Genomic DNA, 18,662 nt, shown 5'->3' with positions numbered 1-18,662 from the left:
GAGAGCCAAGATGAGTGAATCACGAAGCCGCCACACCGCATAGCCCCAACGATTCCGTCAGAACTGCCGTTGCTCTAGAAGTGGATGCTGCGGGGGCGATAAGGTGCTTCGAGCGCTGCGATCTCCGAGGCATCGAGCTCAAGCCGGAGAGCGCTCAGGGCATCATCGAGATGGGAAAGACGCGATGCTCCAATGATCGGAGCGGTGACGCCGCTTTTCTGCAGCACCCAGGCAAGCGCGACCTGAGCCATCGGAACGCCGCGAGCCACAGCAACTCTCTCGACGGCGGCGATGACCTCGGGGTCATTGGCGGAGGTATCCTCATACATCGTCTTGTTGAGGGCATCGCTTGTCGAGCGATCCGTCTTTGTACCCCAAGGCCGCGTCACCTTTCCAGCGCCCAGTGGTCCCCACGGAATGACGGCGATGCCGTCATTGCGGCACAGCGGCAGCATCTCCCGCTCCTCCTCACGATAGACCAGACTAATCTGGTTCTGCATCGTCATGAATTTGGTCAATCCATCGAGCTCGGCGGCGTGCTGGTACTTGAGAAACTGCCACACATACATGGACGATGCGCCGATGTAGCGGGCCTTCCCTGCCTTCACTACATCGTGCATGGCCTCCATCGTCACCTCGTAGGGCGTATGAGGATCATGCCGGTGAATCTGATAAAGATCGACGTAGTCCGTCCCCAAGCGCTTCAGGCTGAGATCGATCTCATGCATGATCGCTTTGCGGGACAGACCTGCACCGTTCGGGCCAGGCCTGACGCGGTTGCAGACCTTAGTCGCCAAGATCAACTCGTGTCGTGGAGCCAGCTCCTTGGTCAGGATTCCCGTCACCTCTTCCGAAGACCCTTCGGCATAGGTGTTGGACGTATCGAAGAAATTGATACCGCTTTCCCATGCCTTACGAAAGAGCGGGCGCGCCTCATCAAGTTCCAATACCCAGGGCCGCTTGGCGAGCTTCCGCCCGAAAGACATTGTCCCAAGGCAGAGCCGGCTGACCTCGATCCCCGTTCGGCCCAATCGAACGTATTCCATATTTCAGAACTCCGGCTGGTTTGACTTTGCAGGGATTGCGCTGCGGCCTTTATCTGTCGAAGCGTTCGACCTGCGCGGCTGTTCAAGGCGTTTAGATCCACAGCACCTGCTGCCGCGGCTGTCGTCCTTAGTGTTCGCTCACCAGAAAATCGAAATCGCAGCCCTTATCGGCCTGAGTGACGGCTCGATCGAACAGAGCGGCGTAGCCGCGCGCTCGTGGCTTGGCCCGTGCTGACCATTGTGCTCTGCGTTCCGACAGCTCCGCATCGGATACAAGAAGGTCCAGCCTTCGTGCGGCGACGTCCAACCGGATCCGGTCCCCTGTTCTCACGAAGCTGAGCGGCCCGCCCACTGCCGCCTCCGGTGAGATGTGAAGCACAACCGTGCCGAAGCCTGTTCCGCTCATGCGGGCATCGGAGATCCGCACCATATCCTTGACTCCCGCTTTTGCGAGTTTCGCAGGGATCGGCAGATATCCTGCTTCAGGCATTCCTTGACCGCCTCGAGGGCCGGCATTGCGCAAGACAAGTATGTCTTCGGGTTTCACATCAAGGTCAGGCAAATCGATCCGTGCAACGAGGTCTTCTACTCCATCGAAGACCAGAGCTCGCCCCTCATGCTGCATTAGGGATGGGGATGCTGCTGATTGCTTGATGACTGCTCCATTCGGAGCCAAGTTGCCGTGCAGAATGGCAATGGCGCCCCGAGAGGATACCGGAGCCTCGATCGTCCGAATTGCTTTTCTTGGAGTCGGATCGGCTCTCGCTGTATCCAACACCTGCCAAAAGGGCGTTGGCGACACGCTGAGAACGTCCAGATCGAGGAAATCCCGCACCTCCGCCATCAGCGCCGGGAACCCACCTGAGGCGTGAAAATCCTCCATATAGTATTCCCCTGACGGCTTCAGATCGACAAGAACAGGCACAGCTCGCCCAATCCGGTCCAACTCGTCGAAATCCAGCTGCAATCCGACACGTCCTGCGATTGCCGCCAGATGAATCACGGCGTTTGTGGAACCTCCCATCGCCTGCAGAACAACCATGGCATTGAGCAAGGACTTTCGGGTCAGGATGTCACGCGGCGTCAAATTTTCGGCAATCAGTTCGACCGCACGGCGTCCTGTGTTCTCCGCAATGCGCATCCGTTCGGCATACACGGCGGGGATCGATCCGCTGTAAGGCAGGCTCAAGCCAAGCGCCTCGCAAAGGCCGGACATGGTGCTGGCCGTCCCCATGACCGAGCAGGTGCCGATGCTGGGCACCAGACGCCCACTGACTTCTTCGATCTCTGAAGCATCGATGTCGCCACCGCGATATCGCGCCCAAAACCGGCGGCAATCCGTACAGGCTCCCAGCCGTTCTCCGCGATGGGATCCCGTCAGCATCGCTCCGGTGGGAAGAACAATGGCCGGTCGGTTCGCACTCGCGATCGCCATGATCTGAGCCGGCAATGTCTTGTCGCATCCGCCGATCGCAATGATCGAATCCACGGGAAGGGAGAGGATCATCTCCTCAGTATCCATGGCCATCAGATTGCGGAGGAACATGGATGTCGGGTAGGCGAATGACTCGTGAAGCGTAATGGTGGGAAAGACCATCGGCATTCCGCCGGCCAGCATAACACCGCGCTTCACTGCTTCGATGAGCTGCGGAACGTTTCCATGACAGGGGTTGAAATCGCTGTAGGTATTCGTGATTCCTACGATGGGACGCTCGATTGCATCCTCCGAATATCCCATCGCCTTAATGAAGGCCTTGCGCAAGTAGGCTGAGAATTCTGGGTCTCCATAGCTTGTTAAGCCTCTTCGCATCCCAGAATTCATGGCATTCCCCCTAAAGTGACTTTGCGAAGCAAAAACTCACTTACTTTGCAGATCAAACAAACATGGCCCCAGATGCAGGATCCGTTCTACGCCAGATGCTTTTTCGCAGCCTGGATGTAGATGCTCTTTGCAGGCAAGAGGTGACGACGGCACAATTCAACGAGCCTCTCGCGATCTCCTTCTTCCAAGGCCTTGATCATCTGATGGTGCTCGTCTCGCGCGCGTTTGTGCTCGCCAGGGTCGGCTAGCGCGTAGAACCTGATGCCGTGGGTCCGATGCTCGTACTCCTCTATCGACTTCGCCAGGAATGGATTGCTGCAAAGTCCGAACAGAGTGCGGTGAAATTCAATGTTTGACCGAAAGACCATTCTGAAATCCACGTCAGCCACTGCCTTGTCATGGACGTGTTGAATGCTCTTCAATCTGTCGAGATCGGCCTTTGGGAGCGGCAACGGGATGAGCTTGGCGGCGTGAGTTTCAAGCACGCTTCGGACGTCATAAAGCTGCAACACAATCTCGGCGCTATAGGCTCGAACGGAAGAGCCGCGGTTCGGGATGCGCTCAACGATCCCCATGCGCTCCAACTCGACCAGAGCCTGCCTGATCACGTGGCGCTTGGCCCCGAAGCGCCCCATCAGATCTTCTTCGATCAGCCGCTCACGTTGGTGAAGACGCCCGAGAACGATATCTTCTTCCAGGGAGTTGACGACATGACTCAGTATTTCTTGTCCCGGCGCAGATGCCGATTGGTCTTCCAATTGGAGCGAGTCAGCCATGTAAGAAATTCCGATATTCGTAAAAAGGCTCTCGCTCTTGAATACAGTTGCAGGCCGAGAGCTGCCCCATGAGAAAAGGGGCTGAACAACATCTAACTAGGTATGCCGCCATCGACTGTCAACAAAGTTATCAATAATCTTGTTGACAGCATTTTTGAAACCGATCAAGCTCACCTTAAGTAAATCGATAAAAAGGTCCGCAATGGCGTCGGCATTCCAGTGTTGACGACACAAGGTTGAAGGCGCGCGTCATCTTCGTCTTGGAGGCGAGTGCTTTGCTGCGAGTTGTATTCAGATCCAAGCCCACGCGTCTCAAAGAGGCCCCTTTCGACCTCAGAAGGTACGGGCGCTCGAGCCAAGCTTTGATGGCAACGCACCAAGCAATATCGCCAGACGACCCGCCGCAGTTCAGGCGGGCAGAACTGGGATGGCCCGCAGTGGCGCCCTTCTCATCCATGCGCCCAACCTCAAACAATTCAAAGCCGCGCCAGTACGACAAACCAGACAGGACCTTGGGAAACGATGGATCTAATAAATAGCAAGACAACTACGGATCAGGGGACTGGAACGAGTTCGGTGGAGCCATGGTATCGCTCGCCCTTTCGCATGTTCCAGACGAACTTGCTCGAGTTCGACGCAGACATGGATGTCGAGAAGGTCCTGGATTTCATCCAGGACTTTGGCTGCGATGCCTGGCTGGTGAATGGCGGTGGCATCCTGTCGTTTTATCCAACGAAGCTCGAGCACCAGACCAGAAACCCTTACCTCGACAAGCGGCCGAGCGGTGACCTCTTCGGCGATGCTGTCGAGGCGGGCCACCGTCGCGGTATGCGTGTTCTGGCGCGCATGGATTTCTCCAAGGTCAGCGAGGCGGTCGCCGACCGGCATCCCGACTGGCTTTTCGTCAGCCCAAAGGACGGTGGCCGACAGGTCATGGAAGGCCAGGTCAGCGTCGATCCAAGCAGCGCGTATTATCAGGAAAAGCTGTTCGAGGTTGTCGACGAGATGATCGACAACTACCCGCTCGACGGTTTCTTCTTCAACATGTTCAGGTTTGCGGAATACGACTACGCCAAGCGCTATCATGGTGTTTCGCAATCGGAGTCATGCCGGCGCGGCTTTGCCGAATTCAGCGGTGGAAAGCCGCTGCCGAAAGGCCCCGAGTCGCCGCATTACGATCTCTGGCGGACTTATGCGAACGAAGTCACCCGCAACCTGAGCACGCGCATTGCCGAGCATATCAAGAGGCGGCGGCCCGACGCCTGCCTGCTGCGGTCCGATGACCTTGTCTTCTTCGAGGCGAACAACGAAGTGGGCCGCGAGCTGTGGCATCATCATGTCAACGAGCGGGTCAGCGCATTCCGCACGCAGCGTCCTCAGCGGCCGGTGCTTTGCCACTGCGTGACCTTCATCGACATGCCGTACCGGATCGCGAGCGAACAGCCCGAGCATTTCGCGCAGCATCTGATCCAGGGCATCTCGCGCGGCGCCAATCCGTCCACCTACATCATGGGCGTTCCCGGAGAAATCGAATACCAGTCTCTGGGCGTTGCAAAGGAGATCGTCCGTTTTCACCGCGACAACAACGAGGTCTATCGCGGCCTGACTCCTGCCGCCCATATCGGCTTGGTCCGGCCCGATGTGTTGGCCACGAGCATGGCGCGCTACAACGAGTCGAATGCGGAGTTCCGTGGGCTTTACTTATCGCTGCAGGAAAAGCACCTGCCATTCGATGTTGTGCCCATGGAGGGTATTCCCGACATGGCCTCGAATGGAGGCTTGAAGCGCTACTCGGTGCTGATCGTCCCCGATGTCAGTGGCCTGAAGCCTGCCGCCGTCCAAGCCCTCGATGCCTTCGTCGCCTCCGGTGGCCGCCTCCTGCTCACCGGTCGCTCTGGGTTCGATGAGAACGATCTTGCGCAGTTGGCAGCCATGCCGGCAGGCCGCATCACCGAACGAACCACCGACCCGCACGCTCTGAAGTCGGTCTACGTCACGGAGCGTGCTCCGGAAGAAGGTCGCCGGTACTTCGCGCCCGTCTCTCCCGTCTTCGGGGCACATTACCGGGTCGAGGCGAAGGCCGATTCCCAAGGGAGGCTCGTCTTTTTGCCGCAAGCGGCCTACGGGCCTCCGGAAAAGTCCTATGGACACAAGGCCGACGGCACGCCGGCCTACTACCTCGACGGAGCCGGCCGCGTTGCCCTGGTGCCATGGACGGTCGGGCGTTCATACCATGAGCTAGGTCTCAGCACGTCGCGGGACATTGTAGCTGATCTAGTGCGAGAACTGCTCGGCAATGACGAGCCGCTCAGCGCGGAACTGGCCGAACATATCGAGCTGACCCTGCAGCACCGCGGGAACGACCTCGTGATCCACCTGATCAATCTATCGGGAGCCCGGCGCAAGAATTACGGCCCGCACGTGACAATCGGTGGCGGTCGCCTCCGACTGGCCGGTGCAGCGCCGTCTGCCAAGGCCCGGGCGCTTGTCGCCGGAACCGACTGCGAGGCCACTCGTGAAGGCAAGGATCTCATCATCAACCTGCCCGACATCGAACGCTTCGAAGTCGTGCTGATCCAGGAACATTAGACAGAACCATGACGCACAACACCGCTCCAGCAGTTCAGGGCAGCATGCGTTCGATAAAAAGCGTGTTGGCGACTGTCCCCTTCAAGCCCGATGAGATCGAGCAATTGCGGCAAGCGTTCGCTCCGGCCGAGTTCATCCACTGCTCATCCGCGGACGCAAAGACGATCGAGGAAGCGCTTCGGTTCGTGGATGTCGCCGTGATCGACGGAGACCTCGACGACCGGTATGTGGAAGCGCCAAATCTGAAGTGGGTGCATTGCGATCATTCCGGCCTCACCCGCTCGGCGCGCGCGGATGTGTTCGAGAAGGGGCTGATCGTCACCGGGTCGGCAGGGCGTTCGGCGCCGGCTCTTGCACAGCACGCCTTCTACTTCGCCCTCGCGCTGACATTCGACGCGAAACGGCTCCTCGAGAACCAGGCCGCGCATGTCTGGCGCGGCATTCCGGGTTACATCGACAAGCTCGGGCTTCCCGGCAAGACACTCGGGGTCGTGGGATACGGCAGGACCGGCTTCGAGATGGCGGCCCTCGGCAAGGCCTTTGGCATGAAGGTGATCGTCTATACCCGCAGCGTTCCCGACTCGGCTCCGAACGTCGACACGCTCCTGTGCGCGGAGCGGGGGGACCGCCTGGACCCGCTTCTCGTCGAGTCGGACGTCATCATGCTGGCGACTCAGCTGACCGATGCGACCTACCAGATGTTCTCGACCGAACAATTCGCTCGCATGAAATCTTCGGCGTACATCATCAACCTGGCGCGCGGTCCCGTGATCGACGAGGCCGCTCTCCTGCAGGCCCTGAGGAGCGGGCAGATCAGCGGCGCGGGGCTCGACGTCTTCGACAAGGAGCCGCTTCCACCGGACTCGCCGCTCTGGGACGCGCCCAACCTCCTCATTACGCCGCATATGACGCCCGCAATGCCGGACAAGACGCAGCGATCCATCGACATGATCGTGGCGAACATCCGGCACTACATCGAAGGTGATCCGATGATCAATGCGATCACCGAAAAGGATGTGTTCACGCCCAGAGGGGAGATCACACCCTCGCACTGAATTCATTTTCGGACTGCGGCGCATCGAATGCTCGCGATCGATGCGCCGCGCTCGACCATTTCAAGAACAGCGAGTCATCAGGGAGGAGCCTATGAAACTGAAATCAGTTGCCAGCGCAGCTTTCTTGGCTGCCGGCGCGGTCTCATTGACCACTGCGACCACGGCGCTTGCCCAAGGCCGCGACAAGCCGTTCACGGTCGTTCTCGCTGTCGAACCGGACTCGCTCGACCCATGCGATACCCAGACGGCGCAGAACGCCAACGTCGTCCGTGGGAACGTTTTCGAATCCCTGACTCACGTCAGCCCGGTCACTGGCCAGGTCGAGCCGATGCTGGTCGAGTCGTGGAAGCATGTCAGCGAGAAGGTTTGGGAGTTCAAGCTCAAGCAGGGCGTGACATTCCACGACGGAACTCCGTTCGACGCGAAGGTCGCCGCCGCCAACATCAAGCGCACGCAGGCGGGCGTCGACTTCTATGGCGGCAAGCTGGCCTGCTACAACAGCGAACAGTTTCCGGAGCACGTGGAATCGGAAGCCGTCGACCAATACACGCTGAGGGTGACCACGCCCCGGCCGGATCCGATCCTTCCGCTGCGGCTTTCCTATGTCGACGTGGGTGACCTGGCCAGTCAGACCAAGACGGACAAGATCACGAACCCGATCGGCACCGGCCCCTACAAGTTCGTGAGCCGCACGCAGGGCGAGTCGATCAAGTTGACGCGCTTCGACGGCTACTGGGGCACCAAGCCTGAAGTCAAGGACGTGGTTTACCTCTACCGTGCCGAGCCGACAGTTCGCGCCGGCATGATCACCACCGGTGAGGCTCAGCTCGCGACGGCGATCCGAGCCGAGGACGCCACCGGTGACGACCGCACGGTTTCCTATAAGGATAACCGCATCGTTCTGATGCGCACGAACACCTATAAGGAACCCTTCATCGACCCGCGCGTACGCATGGCCGTTTCGCATGCCATCAATCGCGAAAAGATCGTCCCGGCGCTCATGGGGATTACGGGCTCACCCTGGTATCAGATGCTCGGACCGCAGGTGAACGGCTATATCCCAAACTTCGATAAGACGGATGCGCTCAAGTACGATCCGGAAAAGGCCAAGGCGTTGATCGCGGCCGCTAAAGCGGACGGTCATCCTGTGGATACCGAATTCGACCTCGTCACGAGACCCGATATCTTCCCCGGAGGTGACGAAGTCGTTCAGGCGATCGCCCAGGACCTCAAGAGCGTCGGCTTCAAGTTCAAGGTCCTGAGCATCGAGACGAGTGCGTGGCTCAAGTACCTCCGCAGGCCTTTCCCGCCGGAGCAGCGGGCGACCCTCCAGATGATCTCGCACGACAATACGTCCGGCGATGCCAGCTTCAGCTTCCCGAAATACATCACGTGCGAGGGAGCAGTTTCCGCGACCTGCAATCCCGAGATCGACAAGATCATCAAGGAAGCGGATGTCGCCGAAGGACCGAAGCGCGCCGAACTCTACCAGCAGGCCGCGAGGATCCTCTACACGAAGGAAAGCTCGATGATCGGCATCGCCGAACAGGCGCGGCTGATGATGCTCGGAGAAGGTGTTCAGTACAAGCCGAATCCTCTGTCAGGCTTGGAGATCCGGATCGCTGACATTCGCCTTTCAAAATAGGTGGTTCCCCTTGCGGGTTGCCTGAATGTGGGTGCCGGGCTGCAAAGGCCCGGCACCAACGATGACTGGAGAGAAAGCCGATGTTCACTTTCATCAGGCGCCGCCTCATTGCCAGCGCGATCACCTTGGTCGGCGTCGTTGTCCTCGTCTTCTTTCTTGCGAGACTCACCGGATCTCCGGTCGACCTGTTCTTCCCTGAAGGCGCTTCGCCGCAGCGGATCGCGGAATTCAACCGCGTCTACGGCTTGGACAAGCCCGTGATCGAGCAGTTTGGGATCTTCGTGATCAACGCCCTGCGCGGCGACTTCGGCAATTCCATATGGCAGCAGCGTCCAGCGATGGCGGCCGCGTGGGGTGAGGTGCCGATGACGCTCCTTTTGGCTCTCATTGCAATGAGCGTCTCAATTCTTGTCGCTCTGGTACTGGGATCATTGGCTGCGACGCATCGCTTCGGGGCGATCGACCGCGTCGTCACCTTCGTCTCCCTGGTTGCGGGCAGCATTCCGAGCTTCTGGTTCGCACTGGTCGGAATTCTCGTCTTCGCCGTTCAACTGCACCTCGTCCCAACCTCCGGAAGCGCGTCTCCCCTCGCCTGGGTCCTGCCGGTAGCCACGCTCAGCCTGGGTCCCATCGGCATACTGACCCAGGTCGTTCGCGGCGCGATGATCGATGTTCTCACATCGGGTTATGTTCGCAACGCTCGGGCGCGCGGCTTCAATTCACGCCGCATCGTTTACCGTCACGCTTTGAGGAATGCCGCACTGCCGATCATCTCCGTCGCGGGTGATATAGCCGCCGGTATGGTCAACGGAGCCGTGATCGTCGGCGTCGTCTTCGCGTTTCCCGGAATTGGGAGGCTGATCGTCGGCGCCATTCTCAACCGCGACTACCCCGTTCTGCAGGCGAGCGTCGTGGTTGTCGGAATCTCGGTGATCGTGCTCAACTTCATCGTCGACCTCATCTACATGGCCGTGGATCCTCGTGTGCGTCTGACCTGAAGGGTAATTCTGCATGACCACAACATCTCTCGCCACACCAAGAGCGAGTCTGCTGTCGAAAGTGCGGACCTCCGCCCGGTGGCAGATGTTCGTTTCATCGCCGCTCGCCATGATCTCCGTCTGCTGGCTGCTCTTCATTATCGTGATCGCGCTGGTCGGACCCAGTTTCGTCGCCGAGCAGGCAAACCACCAGGACATTTCGCTGCGCTTCTTCAAGCCGTTCAGCCTCGAACAGGGATTCGCGTTCATCTTAGGAGCCGACAGCCTGGGCAGGCCGATCCTTCTCCAGTTGATCATCGGTGCTCAGACATCCATGACCATCGCCTTCTTTGCGGTCGGTACGTCGGCGATCATCGGATGCGCCATCGGGCTCGTGTCCGGTTATTTCGGCGGCTGGGTTGATGACATTCTGCAAAGAATCGCTGACATCCTGCACACGGTTCCCTCCCTTCTGCTGGCTCTCGTCGTGCTCTTCGTGCTGCAGCCCAGCATCCTCAATCTCATCATCGTGCTTGGGATCACACGCACACCGGTCTATATGCGCACCGCTCGCGCTCAGACGCTGGAGGTGCGTGAGCGCACCTTCGTGGAGGTGGCCCGAGCCGCCGGAGCCTCGAACTGGCGCATCATGACCCGCGACATCGCCCCGATGGTTTTCCCGACCATTCGGACCCTGGCGATGCTGGAGGTCGCGACGGTTATCTTGTCCGCTGCGAGCCTCACCTTCCTGGGGATCGGACTTCAGCGCCCTGACGTGGATTGGGGAATGATGGTGGCCGATGGCCGTGCCTATCTGAGGTCGGCTTGGTTCGTGACTGTTTTTCCCGGCATCGTCATCGTTCTGACGGCTCTTGCGGCCAACATCTTTTCGAACTGGCTGCGTGCAGTCGAGGATCCGACCCAGAACATTCTTTTCTTCCGCAAGCCCCGCAAGCAGCCGGGAGCGAAGCCATGAAAGACCTGCTCAAGATAGCCAACCTGGAAATCGATTTCGAAACGCGCCTCGGCACCGTCAAAGCCGTCCGGGGTGTATCGCTCACGGTCAACGCGGGCGACTCGGTTGCCGTCGTCGGCGCAAGCGGATCCGGGAAGACCGTGCTCGGCCGATCGATGCTCGGCCTCGTCGACGAACCGGGCGTTGTTCGGGGAAGCATCGATTTCGACGGCATCGAGGTTGTCGGCGCCTCTGAAGCGGAGCTCACAAGGGTCCGGGGCCTGGGCATCGGCATGGTGTTCCAGGACGCTCTCGACGGCCTCAACCCCGTCTTCTCGATCGGCTCGCAATTAAGCGAAACCCTCTCGGTCCGGCTCAACATGTCCCGGCAGGAAGCGAGAACGGAAGCCCTTCGGCTGATTGCCCAGGTCGGAATTCAGAACCCGGAGGAACGGTTCAACAATTTTCCGCACCAATTCTCAGGCGGCATGCGCCAGCGCATCTGCATCGCGATGGCGATCGGTCTCAAGCCGAAGATCCTGATAGCGGATGAGCCGACGACGGCGCTCGATGTCACAGTTCAAGCCGGGATCCTGCGCCTCATCAAGAAGCTGCAGGGCGAGACGGGAATGGGATTGGTCTTCGTGACCCACGACCTTGCCGTGGCCCGCCTGATCTCACGACGCATCGTCGTCATGTATGCCGGCAAGATCGTTGAGGAGGGATTGACGGAGGACATCTTCCAACGGCCGCAGCACCCGTATACCCGCGCCCTGCTCGCCGCCCATCCCGGGCGGGCGCGCTCTTGGCGCGATCTCGAACCCATTCCCGAGGCTTTCGTCACCGACTCGTCGGAATCGGGCGGCGCGGAAGCAGCTCACATTCCAGTGTCCATTCCAACATAGCGGCGGCTCATCGTGAAACACACTTCAAACGAGCTTCCGGCTTCGGCTCCCCTGCTAGAAGTGCGCGATCTCTACAAAACCTTCGGTGCGGCCGGCAGGAGCAAGCACGGCCCCATCGTGGCCGTGGGCGGCGTGAGCTTCACGCTCCACGCGGGCGAATGCATGGCCATCGTCGGCGAGTCCGGGTCCGGCAAGTCCACGCTTGCGCGAACGCTCCTGCGTCTCGTAGAAGCCGACAGCGGCTCCGTTCTCTACAAGGGTGTTGATCTGCTCACCCTGTCGCGCTCCGAAATGCGGCGCCAGCGGCGAAACCTGCAGATGATATTCCAGGATCCTTATGCCTCCCTCCATCCTCGTCAGACGGTGGCGAGGTTGATTTCGGAGCCTTGGGAAATTCACCCGGAGGTTCTTGATCGGGCCGCACGTCCGGCCCGCATCGCCGAACTTCTAGCCCAAGTCAATCTGCCTCAACATTTCGCCGACCTCCACCCCAATCAGCTTTCAGGTGGCCAACGTCAAAGAGTCGCGATCGCGAGGGCACTGGCGCTCCAACCCGAGATCCTCATCCTCGACGAGCCCGTATCGGCGCTTGATGTCTCCGTACAGGCGCAGGTGATCAAGGTGCTGATGACTTTGCAGGAGCGCCTGGGTCTCTCCTACATCTTCATCTCGCACGATTTGGCCCTCGTGCGCTTGGTCGCCGATCATGTTGCCGTCATGAATCGCGGAATGTTCGTCGAGACAGGTCGCACCGAGGAAGTGTTCAATAATCCGCAGCACGAATACACACGCTCGCTCTTGGCATCGTCGCCAGCCCTCTTCGAGCTCTCGAGCCAAGCGGCGCAGGCCGTGCCCGGAGAACAGCAGCCACAGTTTCAGGAACACTGAGGGCATATTCATGCTTCGGCTAACGCGCTCTCAACGCTGAGTGCAGGCGTGAGCATCGAATGAGCATAATGACGATTGAAGTGAGGAGATTGCGAGAAGTGAGCAGCAGGCGGATCAACTCGGTATTGGCGACCGTTGTTTACAGCGGGTGGCATCTTGAACGGCTCAGGGAAATCTTTGCCCCGGCCACAGTGATCCAGGTCGCTCCGGAGAATGAAGAAGAAATCGCGAAAGTCATTCGAACCGTCGATGTCGCCGTCTTGAAGGCGGACCTGGATCCGCGCTTTGCTGCAGCTGAAAACCTGCGGTGGGTTCATTGCGATCATGCAGGAGTCAACAAGAGCGCCCGACCGGAGGTGATCGCCCGAAGTGACCTCATCGTCACAGCCTCCGCCGGTCGGGCTGCGCCGGCGCTCGCCCAGCACGTCTTCTTCTTTGCGCTCGGCCTGACCTATGATGCGCCCGCCCTTGTCAAAGCCAAGGAGAGGCACGAATGGCGTCAGATCCCTGGCTATTCGGAGCGCCGGGGACTCTATGGCAAGACACTGGGGGTCATCGGTCTCGGCTATACGGGAAGGGAAGTCGTAGCGCTCGGAAAGGCAATGGGAATGCGTGTTCTCGGCTATGGACGCGGCCCCGAGCAGGCAAAGATCCCTGGCCTGGATAAGTTCTACGACGCTGCAGCCGGACAGGCGATCGACGAGTTGCTCTCACAGAGCGACTTTGTCGTCCTCTCGATCCGGCTGACGGACGTTACCTTTCGGATGATCGGAGCGCGGGAGCTCGGGCTGATGAAACGCTCCGCTTATCTCATCAATATCGCCCGTGGCCATGTGGTCGATGAGGCGGCTCTGATCTCGGCCTTGCATGCAGGCACTATCGCGGGCGCGGGTCTCGATGTGTTCGAGCAGGAGCCTCTGCCCGCCGATGCCGCGATCTGGGATGCACCTAACACGATCATTACTCATCATCAGACCGCCGAGATGCCCGATCTCGTCGCACGATCCTTGGACATCATCGCTGAAAACGTGCGGCGCTACCGCGCGGGCGAAGAGATGCTGAACCGCATCAAGCCGGATGACGTCTATACGCATTGAGCAATGACAAGCGCAAGCCGAAGGTGGAGAGGGCAGAGTGGGATACGAGCAGCCGCTGACTGGGCCATGGAAGGTCGCACAACTCAAGGACACGGAAGCAACAGCTGCAGGAGATCTTCTGCAAACGCATGAATTGTCATGGTTAGACGCTAGAGTCCCTGGCGCTATCCACTATGATCTCGTTCGACATGATCAGCTGCGGAATCCCTTCGCGGGAACGAAGGCGGCGTTTGAAGCGCACTGGGTGTCCGAGAGCGACTGGGTTTACAGGACGACGTTCGATGCCGAGGTCGCGCGCTCCGAGCGCTGGGCTCTCGAGTTCGATGGAATCGATACTTTTGCGGAGATCTGGCTGAACGGAACGGCCATCGGGCGGACGGCGAACGCCTATCGGCAGTATCGATTCGACTTGCCGTCCGGACTCCTGCGGAGCACTGACAACGAACTCGCGGTTGTCGTCAGAAGTCACGCATCGGGCATTGTCGACAAGGTCGAGGAGGCTCGACGAATCCTAGGACATAGGGACGGGGTTGAGGGTCGGCTCGGGAAATCACTGATCCGGCGCTATCAACGAAGCTTCTTCAGCGGCAACAGCACCCTTTTGAACGTTGGCACGGGTGTGCTTGGAATCGGTATCCACCGTCCTGTCCGCCTGCGTGCCGTTCCGAAGATTGAGATTACCGACGTCTTCATCAAGACCGTGACGCTGACCGGCGAGCGCGCGACGCTGGAGTGCAATGTTACCTGCGTGGGACATGGGGCGCCGGGGCAGTCCCACGTCGAGATCAAGATCCTGGACCCGGACAATCGGAAGGTCCTCGCATCAGGGCGCACCGCAATGGATGGGTCAGGCCCCATCCGTCTCATGCTCGAGATCGAGAACCCTAAGCCTTGGTGGCCTCGCGGATATGGCAAGCCGGATCTCTACATGGTCCAAGTGTCCGTCTCACGCGATGGGCACGATGTCCATGTAGTGGAGCGCAGTTTCGGGATCAGGACGGTCAGCCTGCTCGAAACTACGCCATCCGGTCGGCCGACATTCCAGATCGCTGTCAACGGAACGCCAGTCTATGTCCGGGGGACGAACCTGATTCCGATTGACTACCTGAAAGTCCATGGAGAGCCACAGGATTATGTGCGCATCTTCGCACTGCTGGAGAATGGGAACTACAATTTCGTTCGAATGTGGGGCGGCGGCGCAATCGAATCGGAAGATTTCTATGACGAATGTGATCGCCGCGGCATCATGATATGGCAGGATAGCTATCTGCACAGCATGTACTATCCCGAGTACGATCCGGACTTCGTGGCGGAGTTCCGCACGGAGTCGAAGGAAATGATGATCAAGCTTCGGCGCCATCCGTGCCTAGTCATGCTGTGCGGCGGCAACGAGCAGCGTGAAGGCTGGGAGGAATGGGGCTGGAAAGATGAGATCGACAAATTCTACGGCGAAGAGCTGATCACGAAGACGATCCCTGCCCTTGTCGAGGAGCTCTCGCCGGGCGTGCCCTACGTGGATAATTCCCCGCATGGGGGGACTTGGGTCCGGTCCCCGGTCTACGGGGAGGGCCATATCTGGGGCAGCCACTTCAACTCGCTGAAGGACCCGCTATTCGTCACAGAGACCTGTTGGGGTATCGAGAGCTACTCGCGGCCCGAGACGCTCAAAGAGGTCATGGACCTGGATGTTGCCGAGTTCTCCGGCAAGGGATGGGTCCGGAAGTGGACTGAGCATACCGGCCGCCCGCTGATCAACAAGTTTCCGTATAGTGGCTATCACAACATGGGCGGTCTCGGCCCTTACATCCGCGGCCTTGATCTCGAACAGGCACTCGCCGATCACCATTCGCTCGTGAATTTCAGATTGCGGAGCAGCTCGTGCCACGGGATCGTGTACTGGTCCTTCAACAAGGGTGGCCCTTTGTTCCAGTTCGGCTCCGTGGACTACCGGCTGCGTCCTCTCATGAGCTACTATTTCGTCGCGCGGCTGTTTCGCGACATCGTCGTCGGCCTCTTCCTGGACATGGATGACATTCAGCTGATCGCATCGAACGTTTCACCTCGGGCGGTTGATGCGGAGATCGAGCTATTGCATCTCACTACGGACGGTACTGTGCTTCGGCGCTGGGCGGAGCGTTGCGCGCTTCCAGCGGGCGAAAGCACTCGGGTGCTCAGACTTGACGATTATTACCGTACTATTGTGCACCGAGATCGCGAGATCATGTTCGCGAGGCTCTCGACTGACGGCCGATTTGCTTCTGACGAAATGCAACTGTTCGCTCCGATGGTGGAAGTTGTAACACCTCATTCAAGCCTGACTGTGCATTCGCAACGCATCGCTGCCGATGAGTGGAAGCTTGATATTTCGACGAATGGAGTGTCAAAGCTGGTTCAGATTGAGGGTGCCGATGGCGTTCTTCTCTCTGATAACTATTTTCCGCTCGTAGTTGGATTGCCTCGCGCCGTCCATGTCCGGGCTCTTGAAAAGAAAGGTCGGCCGATCATCCTGAATATCTCCTCGCTGGATGATGAGCTTTCAGCCAGCGTCCGGCTGGAGTAGGAACACATCGGGTTCTGTCACGGGAACTTGGGCAGAGCCGAATAGGGATTGGCTCACATTGCGCTCAAATCGCAGCCGTAGCCCTTCGCGCCAATGAATACCAAGTCTCTGAAGGCGTGACTCGCATGTATGTTCTCTGCGCTGCGCCGATGTGATTCAGTTTGGCGAACCAGGGAGGTTCGCCATGCCAATCCCACTCCGCTCTGACTTCGATGCGCCCCAGCTTCGCACGCTCGCGAGACGGACGAAGAATGCCCCGCAGGCCCGACGGCTTCTGGCGCTTGCGGCTATCTATGAGGGAGCCTCCCGCACTGAGGCGGCGGGCATTGGCGGTGTGACGTTGCAGATCGTGCGCGACTGGGTGCTCAAGTTCAACGCTCACGGACCTGAGGGCCTCATCGACCGCAAGCCCCCTGGCCAGCCCTCGAGGCTGACTGATCGCCATCGCCAGCACCTGATCCAGATGATTGAGGCAGGTCCGATCCCGGCGGTTCATGGAGTGGTGCGCTGGCGTCTGGTGGATCTGATCCAGTGGCTCTGGGACGAGTACCGTCTCCCGATGGTCTTGTCACGTTAACTGAGGTCGAACGAACTAAGGCGAACTTCGCTTCCTGAGTGGCTCAAGCGGCAACGCAGGCTGCAGCGTTCCACGCCGCCATGGCATCGAGGCGGTGAAGATGGGTTGCAAGAGCAGAGCGGTGGGAGCTGGGTGGAACGAAAAAGTTGCGAGTAGCCGAGAAGACATTGGCGAACCGCTGCAGGCCTCCGGGTGATCGAAAGCCCTGCATTACCCGCTCTCGCCGACGCAGCGGCAGATGCGAGTTCTCAGCCCGGTTATTAAGTCCCTTGTGCGAGCGGTGCTCAACTGAGGGCATGATCTGACACCGGGCACAAGCGTAGGAGCCCAACTTATCGGTGATCAATCGCCGGGGTGGGCAGCCCTGCTTCTTCAGCAGACGCTTCAGTAGGCGCTTCGCCGCCTTGGTGTCGCGCCGGCTCTGGACGATCTCATCGAGCACATAGCCATCCTGATCGACGGCCCGCCACAACCAGTGCTTCTGACCGGCAATGGTGACTACAATCTCGTCGAGGTGCCAAACATCGCGTCGGCTCGGCCTATTGCGTTTGAGGCGGCGGGCGTAGACTGGCCCGAACTTCAGAGCCCACCGGCGAACAGTCTCATAGGAGACGATCATGCCGCGCTCGAGCAGCATCTCCTCGACTAAGCGGAGGCTCAGCGGGAACCGGAAGTATAACCACACAGCATGGGCGATGATCCCGGGTGGAAAGCGATGGCGTTTGTAGCTGACGGGCTTGGTCATGCCACCCCATCTACACGGCTCGCTCTGATACCCGAGTTAACGTGACGAACCCAACTCCCGCAGCGTCACGCTGGCTGGCACCTGAATCCGCCGCCAGATCATGGGGCTGATCCCGAGCAGCCAGACCTTGAACTGCAGGATCTCCGGCGCCTCGGAAGGATCGGGTGTTTCCGGTTCGGATGGGGCGCGCTTTGGCAAATGTAGGTGTCCCCCAGCCTTGTTTCGTCTGGCTAGAAACCTTGTACAGTCAACCCGTTACCAAACTGCCCCACAGAACCTCATGCTCTCCCTCTGGCCAGTCGGCCGCACGAGATACACCCCGAAAGCGCGCCTATGCCGGGCGCCTTCGTTGCAAGCAGGGGCCGGAACAAGAGCTGCTCTCAATGACACGATTAGGTAGAACGGATTGGCAACCCTTCACGACCGGGCTTCAGGACTGACCTGCAATTTGAAGCCAGATGATCTTCACGTCGCACTGGTACCTGATTGAAGCTCTTGCGCAATCGGCTTCGGCAAACCTATCCCGACACCTTCATTGTTTCACAGACGATACTTTGGGGAGCAGCACGCTTTCCAATCACGTGTTCGGCCCTGAACGACGGCACAAACACCAAGATCCAAGCTGCATTTAGCCCTTCCGCGGGTCTTTTGGTCAGTTTACAGACCCACGTTCGTGCTACGTACTGCGTTAGCGTGTGTTTGAGAGCAGATCTTGTTCCGGCCCCATAGTGGGCCGGTACAAGATGAGCTTCAGGCTGATGCATTGGCCGACTAGCAAGTTCCAAATCAGAAATAAGTTCTGAACTGAGACGGCGGACAACCTCCCTGCCAATGCTCTTACAGAGCTGTACATAAAACTGATTGACGCCGTCCGCATGATCGTCTGGGTTGTCCGAGGAAGTGAACAAAACCGACCTCCGTTCCGCGTTTGGCCAGCCTACGCAGTGCTAGAGCAACGGCAGTTCTGACGGAATCGTTGGGGCTATGCGGTGTGGCGGCTTCGTGATTCACTCATCTTGGCTCTC

At 59.2% G+C, this 18,662-nt stretch carries 14 protein-coding genes and 1 pseudogene; 10 read left to right on the top strand and 5 right to left on the bottom strand.

Annotation, left to right across the window (positions count from 1 at the left end):
* Positions 1 to 74: 74 nt before the first annotated feature.
* From DC522_RS27860 to DC522_RS27850, 3 genes are all read right to left on the bottom strand, one after another.
* Positions 75 to 1,046: an aldo/keto reductase gene (locus DC522_RS27860; protein ID WP_116531810.1), complete on the bottom strand. Its 972-nt coding sequence runs from the start codon at positions 1,044 to 1,046 to the stop codon at positions 75 to 77.
* Between the two features lie 127 nt (positions 1,047 to 1,173).
* Complete coding sequence (locus DC522_RS27855; RefSeq protein ID WP_116531809.1) at positions 1,174 to 2,868, bottom strand: IlvD/Edd family dehydratase; 1,695 nt, start codon at positions 2,866 to 2,868, stop codon at positions 1,174 to 1,176.
* Between the two features lie 86 nt (positions 2,869 to 2,954).
* Positions 2,955 to 3,644 (bottom strand): GntR family transcriptional regulator, encoded by a 690-nt coding sequence (locus DC522_RS27850; RefSeq protein WP_116531808.1) that lies wholly within the window; start codon positions 3,642 to 3,644, stop codon positions 2,955 to 2,957.
* A 576-nt stretch (positions 3,645 to 4,220) separates the two neighbouring features.
* Here DC522_RS27850 and DC522_RS27845 point away from each other — a divergent pair.
* The 10 genes and pseudogenes from DC522_RS27845 to DC522_RS27800 form a co-directional block, all read left to right on the top strand.
* Positions 4,221 to 6,233, top strand: a complete 2,013-nt coding sequence (locus DC522_RS27845) for an alpha-amylase family protein (RefSeq protein ID WP_245444616.1) — start codon at positions 4,221 to 4,223, stop codon at positions 6,231 to 6,233.
* 62 nt (positions 6,234 to 6,295) lie between these two features.
* Positions 6,296 to 7,288 carry a D-2-hydroxyacid dehydrogenase gene (locus DC522_RS27840; protein WP_245444614.1) on the top strand — a complete coding sequence of 331 codons (993 nt, stop codon included), beginning with the start codon at positions 6,296 to 6,298 and terminating at the stop codon, positions 7,286 to 7,288.
* A gap of 91 nt (positions 7,289 to 7,379) precedes the next feature.
* Positions 7,380 to 8,933 carry an ABC transporter substrate-binding protein gene (locus DC522_RS27835; protein WP_116531806.1) on the top strand — a complete coding sequence of 518 codons (1,554 nt, stop codon included), beginning with the start codon at positions 7,380 to 7,382 and terminating at the stop codon, positions 8,931 to 8,933.
* Between the two features lie 80 nt (positions 8,934 to 9,013).
* Complete coding sequence (locus DC522_RS27830) at positions 9,014 to 9,931, top strand: ABC transporter permease (protein WP_116531805.1); 918 nt, start codon at positions 9,014 to 9,016, stop codon at positions 9,929 to 9,931.
* Positions 9,932 to 9,944: 13 nt separating this feature from the next.
* Positions 9,945 to 10,886 (top strand): ABC transporter permease, encoded by a 942-nt coding sequence (locus tag DC522_RS27825; RefSeq protein WP_116531804.1) that lies wholly within the window; start codon positions 9,945 to 9,947, stop codon positions 10,884 to 10,886.
* Positions 10,883 to 11,770 (top strand): ABC transporter ATP-binding protein, encoded by an 888-nt coding sequence (locus DC522_RS27820; RefSeq protein WP_116531803.1) that lies wholly within the window; start codon positions 10,883 to 10,885, stop codon positions 11,768 to 11,770. Before DC522_RS27825 ends, DC522_RS27820 begins: the two co-directional genes overlap by 4 nt.
* A 12-nt stretch (positions 11,771 to 11,782) precedes the next feature.
* Positions 11,783 to 12,658 carry an ATP-binding cassette domain-containing protein gene (locus DC522_RS27815; protein WP_116531802.1) on the top strand — a complete coding sequence of 292 codons (876 nt, stop codon included), beginning with the start codon at positions 11,783 to 11,785 and terminating at the stop codon, positions 12,656 to 12,658.
* Between the two features lie 98 nt (positions 12,659 to 12,756).
* Positions 12,757 to 13,755 (top strand): D-2-hydroxyacid dehydrogenase, encoded by a 999-nt coding sequence (locus DC522_RS27810; RefSeq protein WP_116531801.1) that lies wholly within the window; start codon positions 12,757 to 12,759, stop codon positions 13,753 to 13,755.
* A 37-nt stretch (positions 13,756 to 13,792) separates the two neighbouring features.
* Complete coding sequence (locus tag DC522_RS27805; RefSeq protein ID WP_116531800.1) at positions 13,793 to 16,315, top strand: beta galactosidase jelly roll domain-containing protein; 2,523 nt, start codon at positions 13,793 to 13,795, stop codon at positions 16,313 to 16,315.
* Positions 16,316 to 16,499: 184 nt separating this feature from the next.
* A pseudogene (locus DC522_RS27800) lies at positions 16,500 to 16,865 on the top strand (transposase); the annotation flags it as partial.
* 70 nt (positions 16,866 to 16,935) lie between these two features.
* On the opposite strand, the gene DC522_RS27795 reads toward DC522_RS27800, so the two are convergent.
* Together DC522_RS27795 and DC522_RS36390 are read right to left on the bottom strand one after the other, a co-directional pair.
* The gene (locus DC522_RS27795) at positions 16,936 to 17,637 is read right to left on the bottom strand and encodes an IS6 family transposase (RefSeq protein WP_116531798.1); all 702 of its coding nucleotides are present in this window, start codon (positions 17,635 to 17,637) and stop codon (positions 16,936 to 16,938) included.
* Between the two features lie 36 nt (positions 17,638 to 17,673).
* The gene (locus DC522_RS36390; RefSeq protein ID WP_116531797.1) at positions 17,674 to 17,835 is read right to left on the bottom strand and encodes a hypothetical protein; all 162 of its coding nucleotides are present in this window, start codon (positions 17,833 to 17,835) and stop codon (positions 17,674 to 17,676) included.
* Positions 17,836 to 18,662: the final 827 nt, after the last annotated feature.

It is taken from the genome of Microvirga sp. KLBC 81 (assembly GCF_003075415.1).
In the GTDB taxonomy this organism is placed as follows: domain Bacteria; phylum Pseudomonadota; class Alphaproteobacteria; order Rhizobiales; family Beijerinckiaceae; genus Microvirga.
This window is presented reverse-complemented; position numbering and strand designations above follow the sequence as displayed.

Coding starts and splice junctions, on each gene's coding strand:
- DC522_RS27860 (WP_116531810.1), bottom strand. CDS start 1,046: ATGGAATACGTTCGATTGGGCCGAACGGGGATCGAGGTCAGCCGGCTC.
- DC522_RS27855 (WP_116531809.1), bottom strand. CDS start 2,868: ATGAATTCTGGGATGCGAAGAGGCTTAACAAGCTATGGAGACCCAGAA.
- DC522_RS27850 (WP_116531808.1), bottom strand. CDS start 3,644: ATGGCTGACTCGCTCCAATTGGAAGACCAATCGGCATCTGCGCCGGGA.
- DC522_RS27835 (WP_116531806.1), top strand. CDS start 7,380: ATGAAACTGAAATCAGTTGCCAGCGCAGCTTTCTTGGCTGCCGGCGCG.
- DC522_RS27830 (WP_116531805.1), top strand. CDS start 9,014: ATGTTCACTTTCATCAGGCGCCGCCTCATTGCCAGCGCGATCACCTTG.
- DC522_RS27825 (WP_116531804.1), top strand. CDS start 9,945: ATGACCACAACATCTCTCGCCACACCAAGAGCGAGTCTGCTGTCGAAA.
- DC522_RS27820 (WP_116531803.1), top strand. CDS start 10,883: ATGAAAGACCTGCTCAAGATAGCCAACCTGGAAATCGATTTCGAAACG.
- DC522_RS27795 (WP_116531798.1), bottom strand. CDS start 17,637: ATGACCAAGCCCGTCAGCTACAAACGCCATCGCTTTCCACCCGGGATC.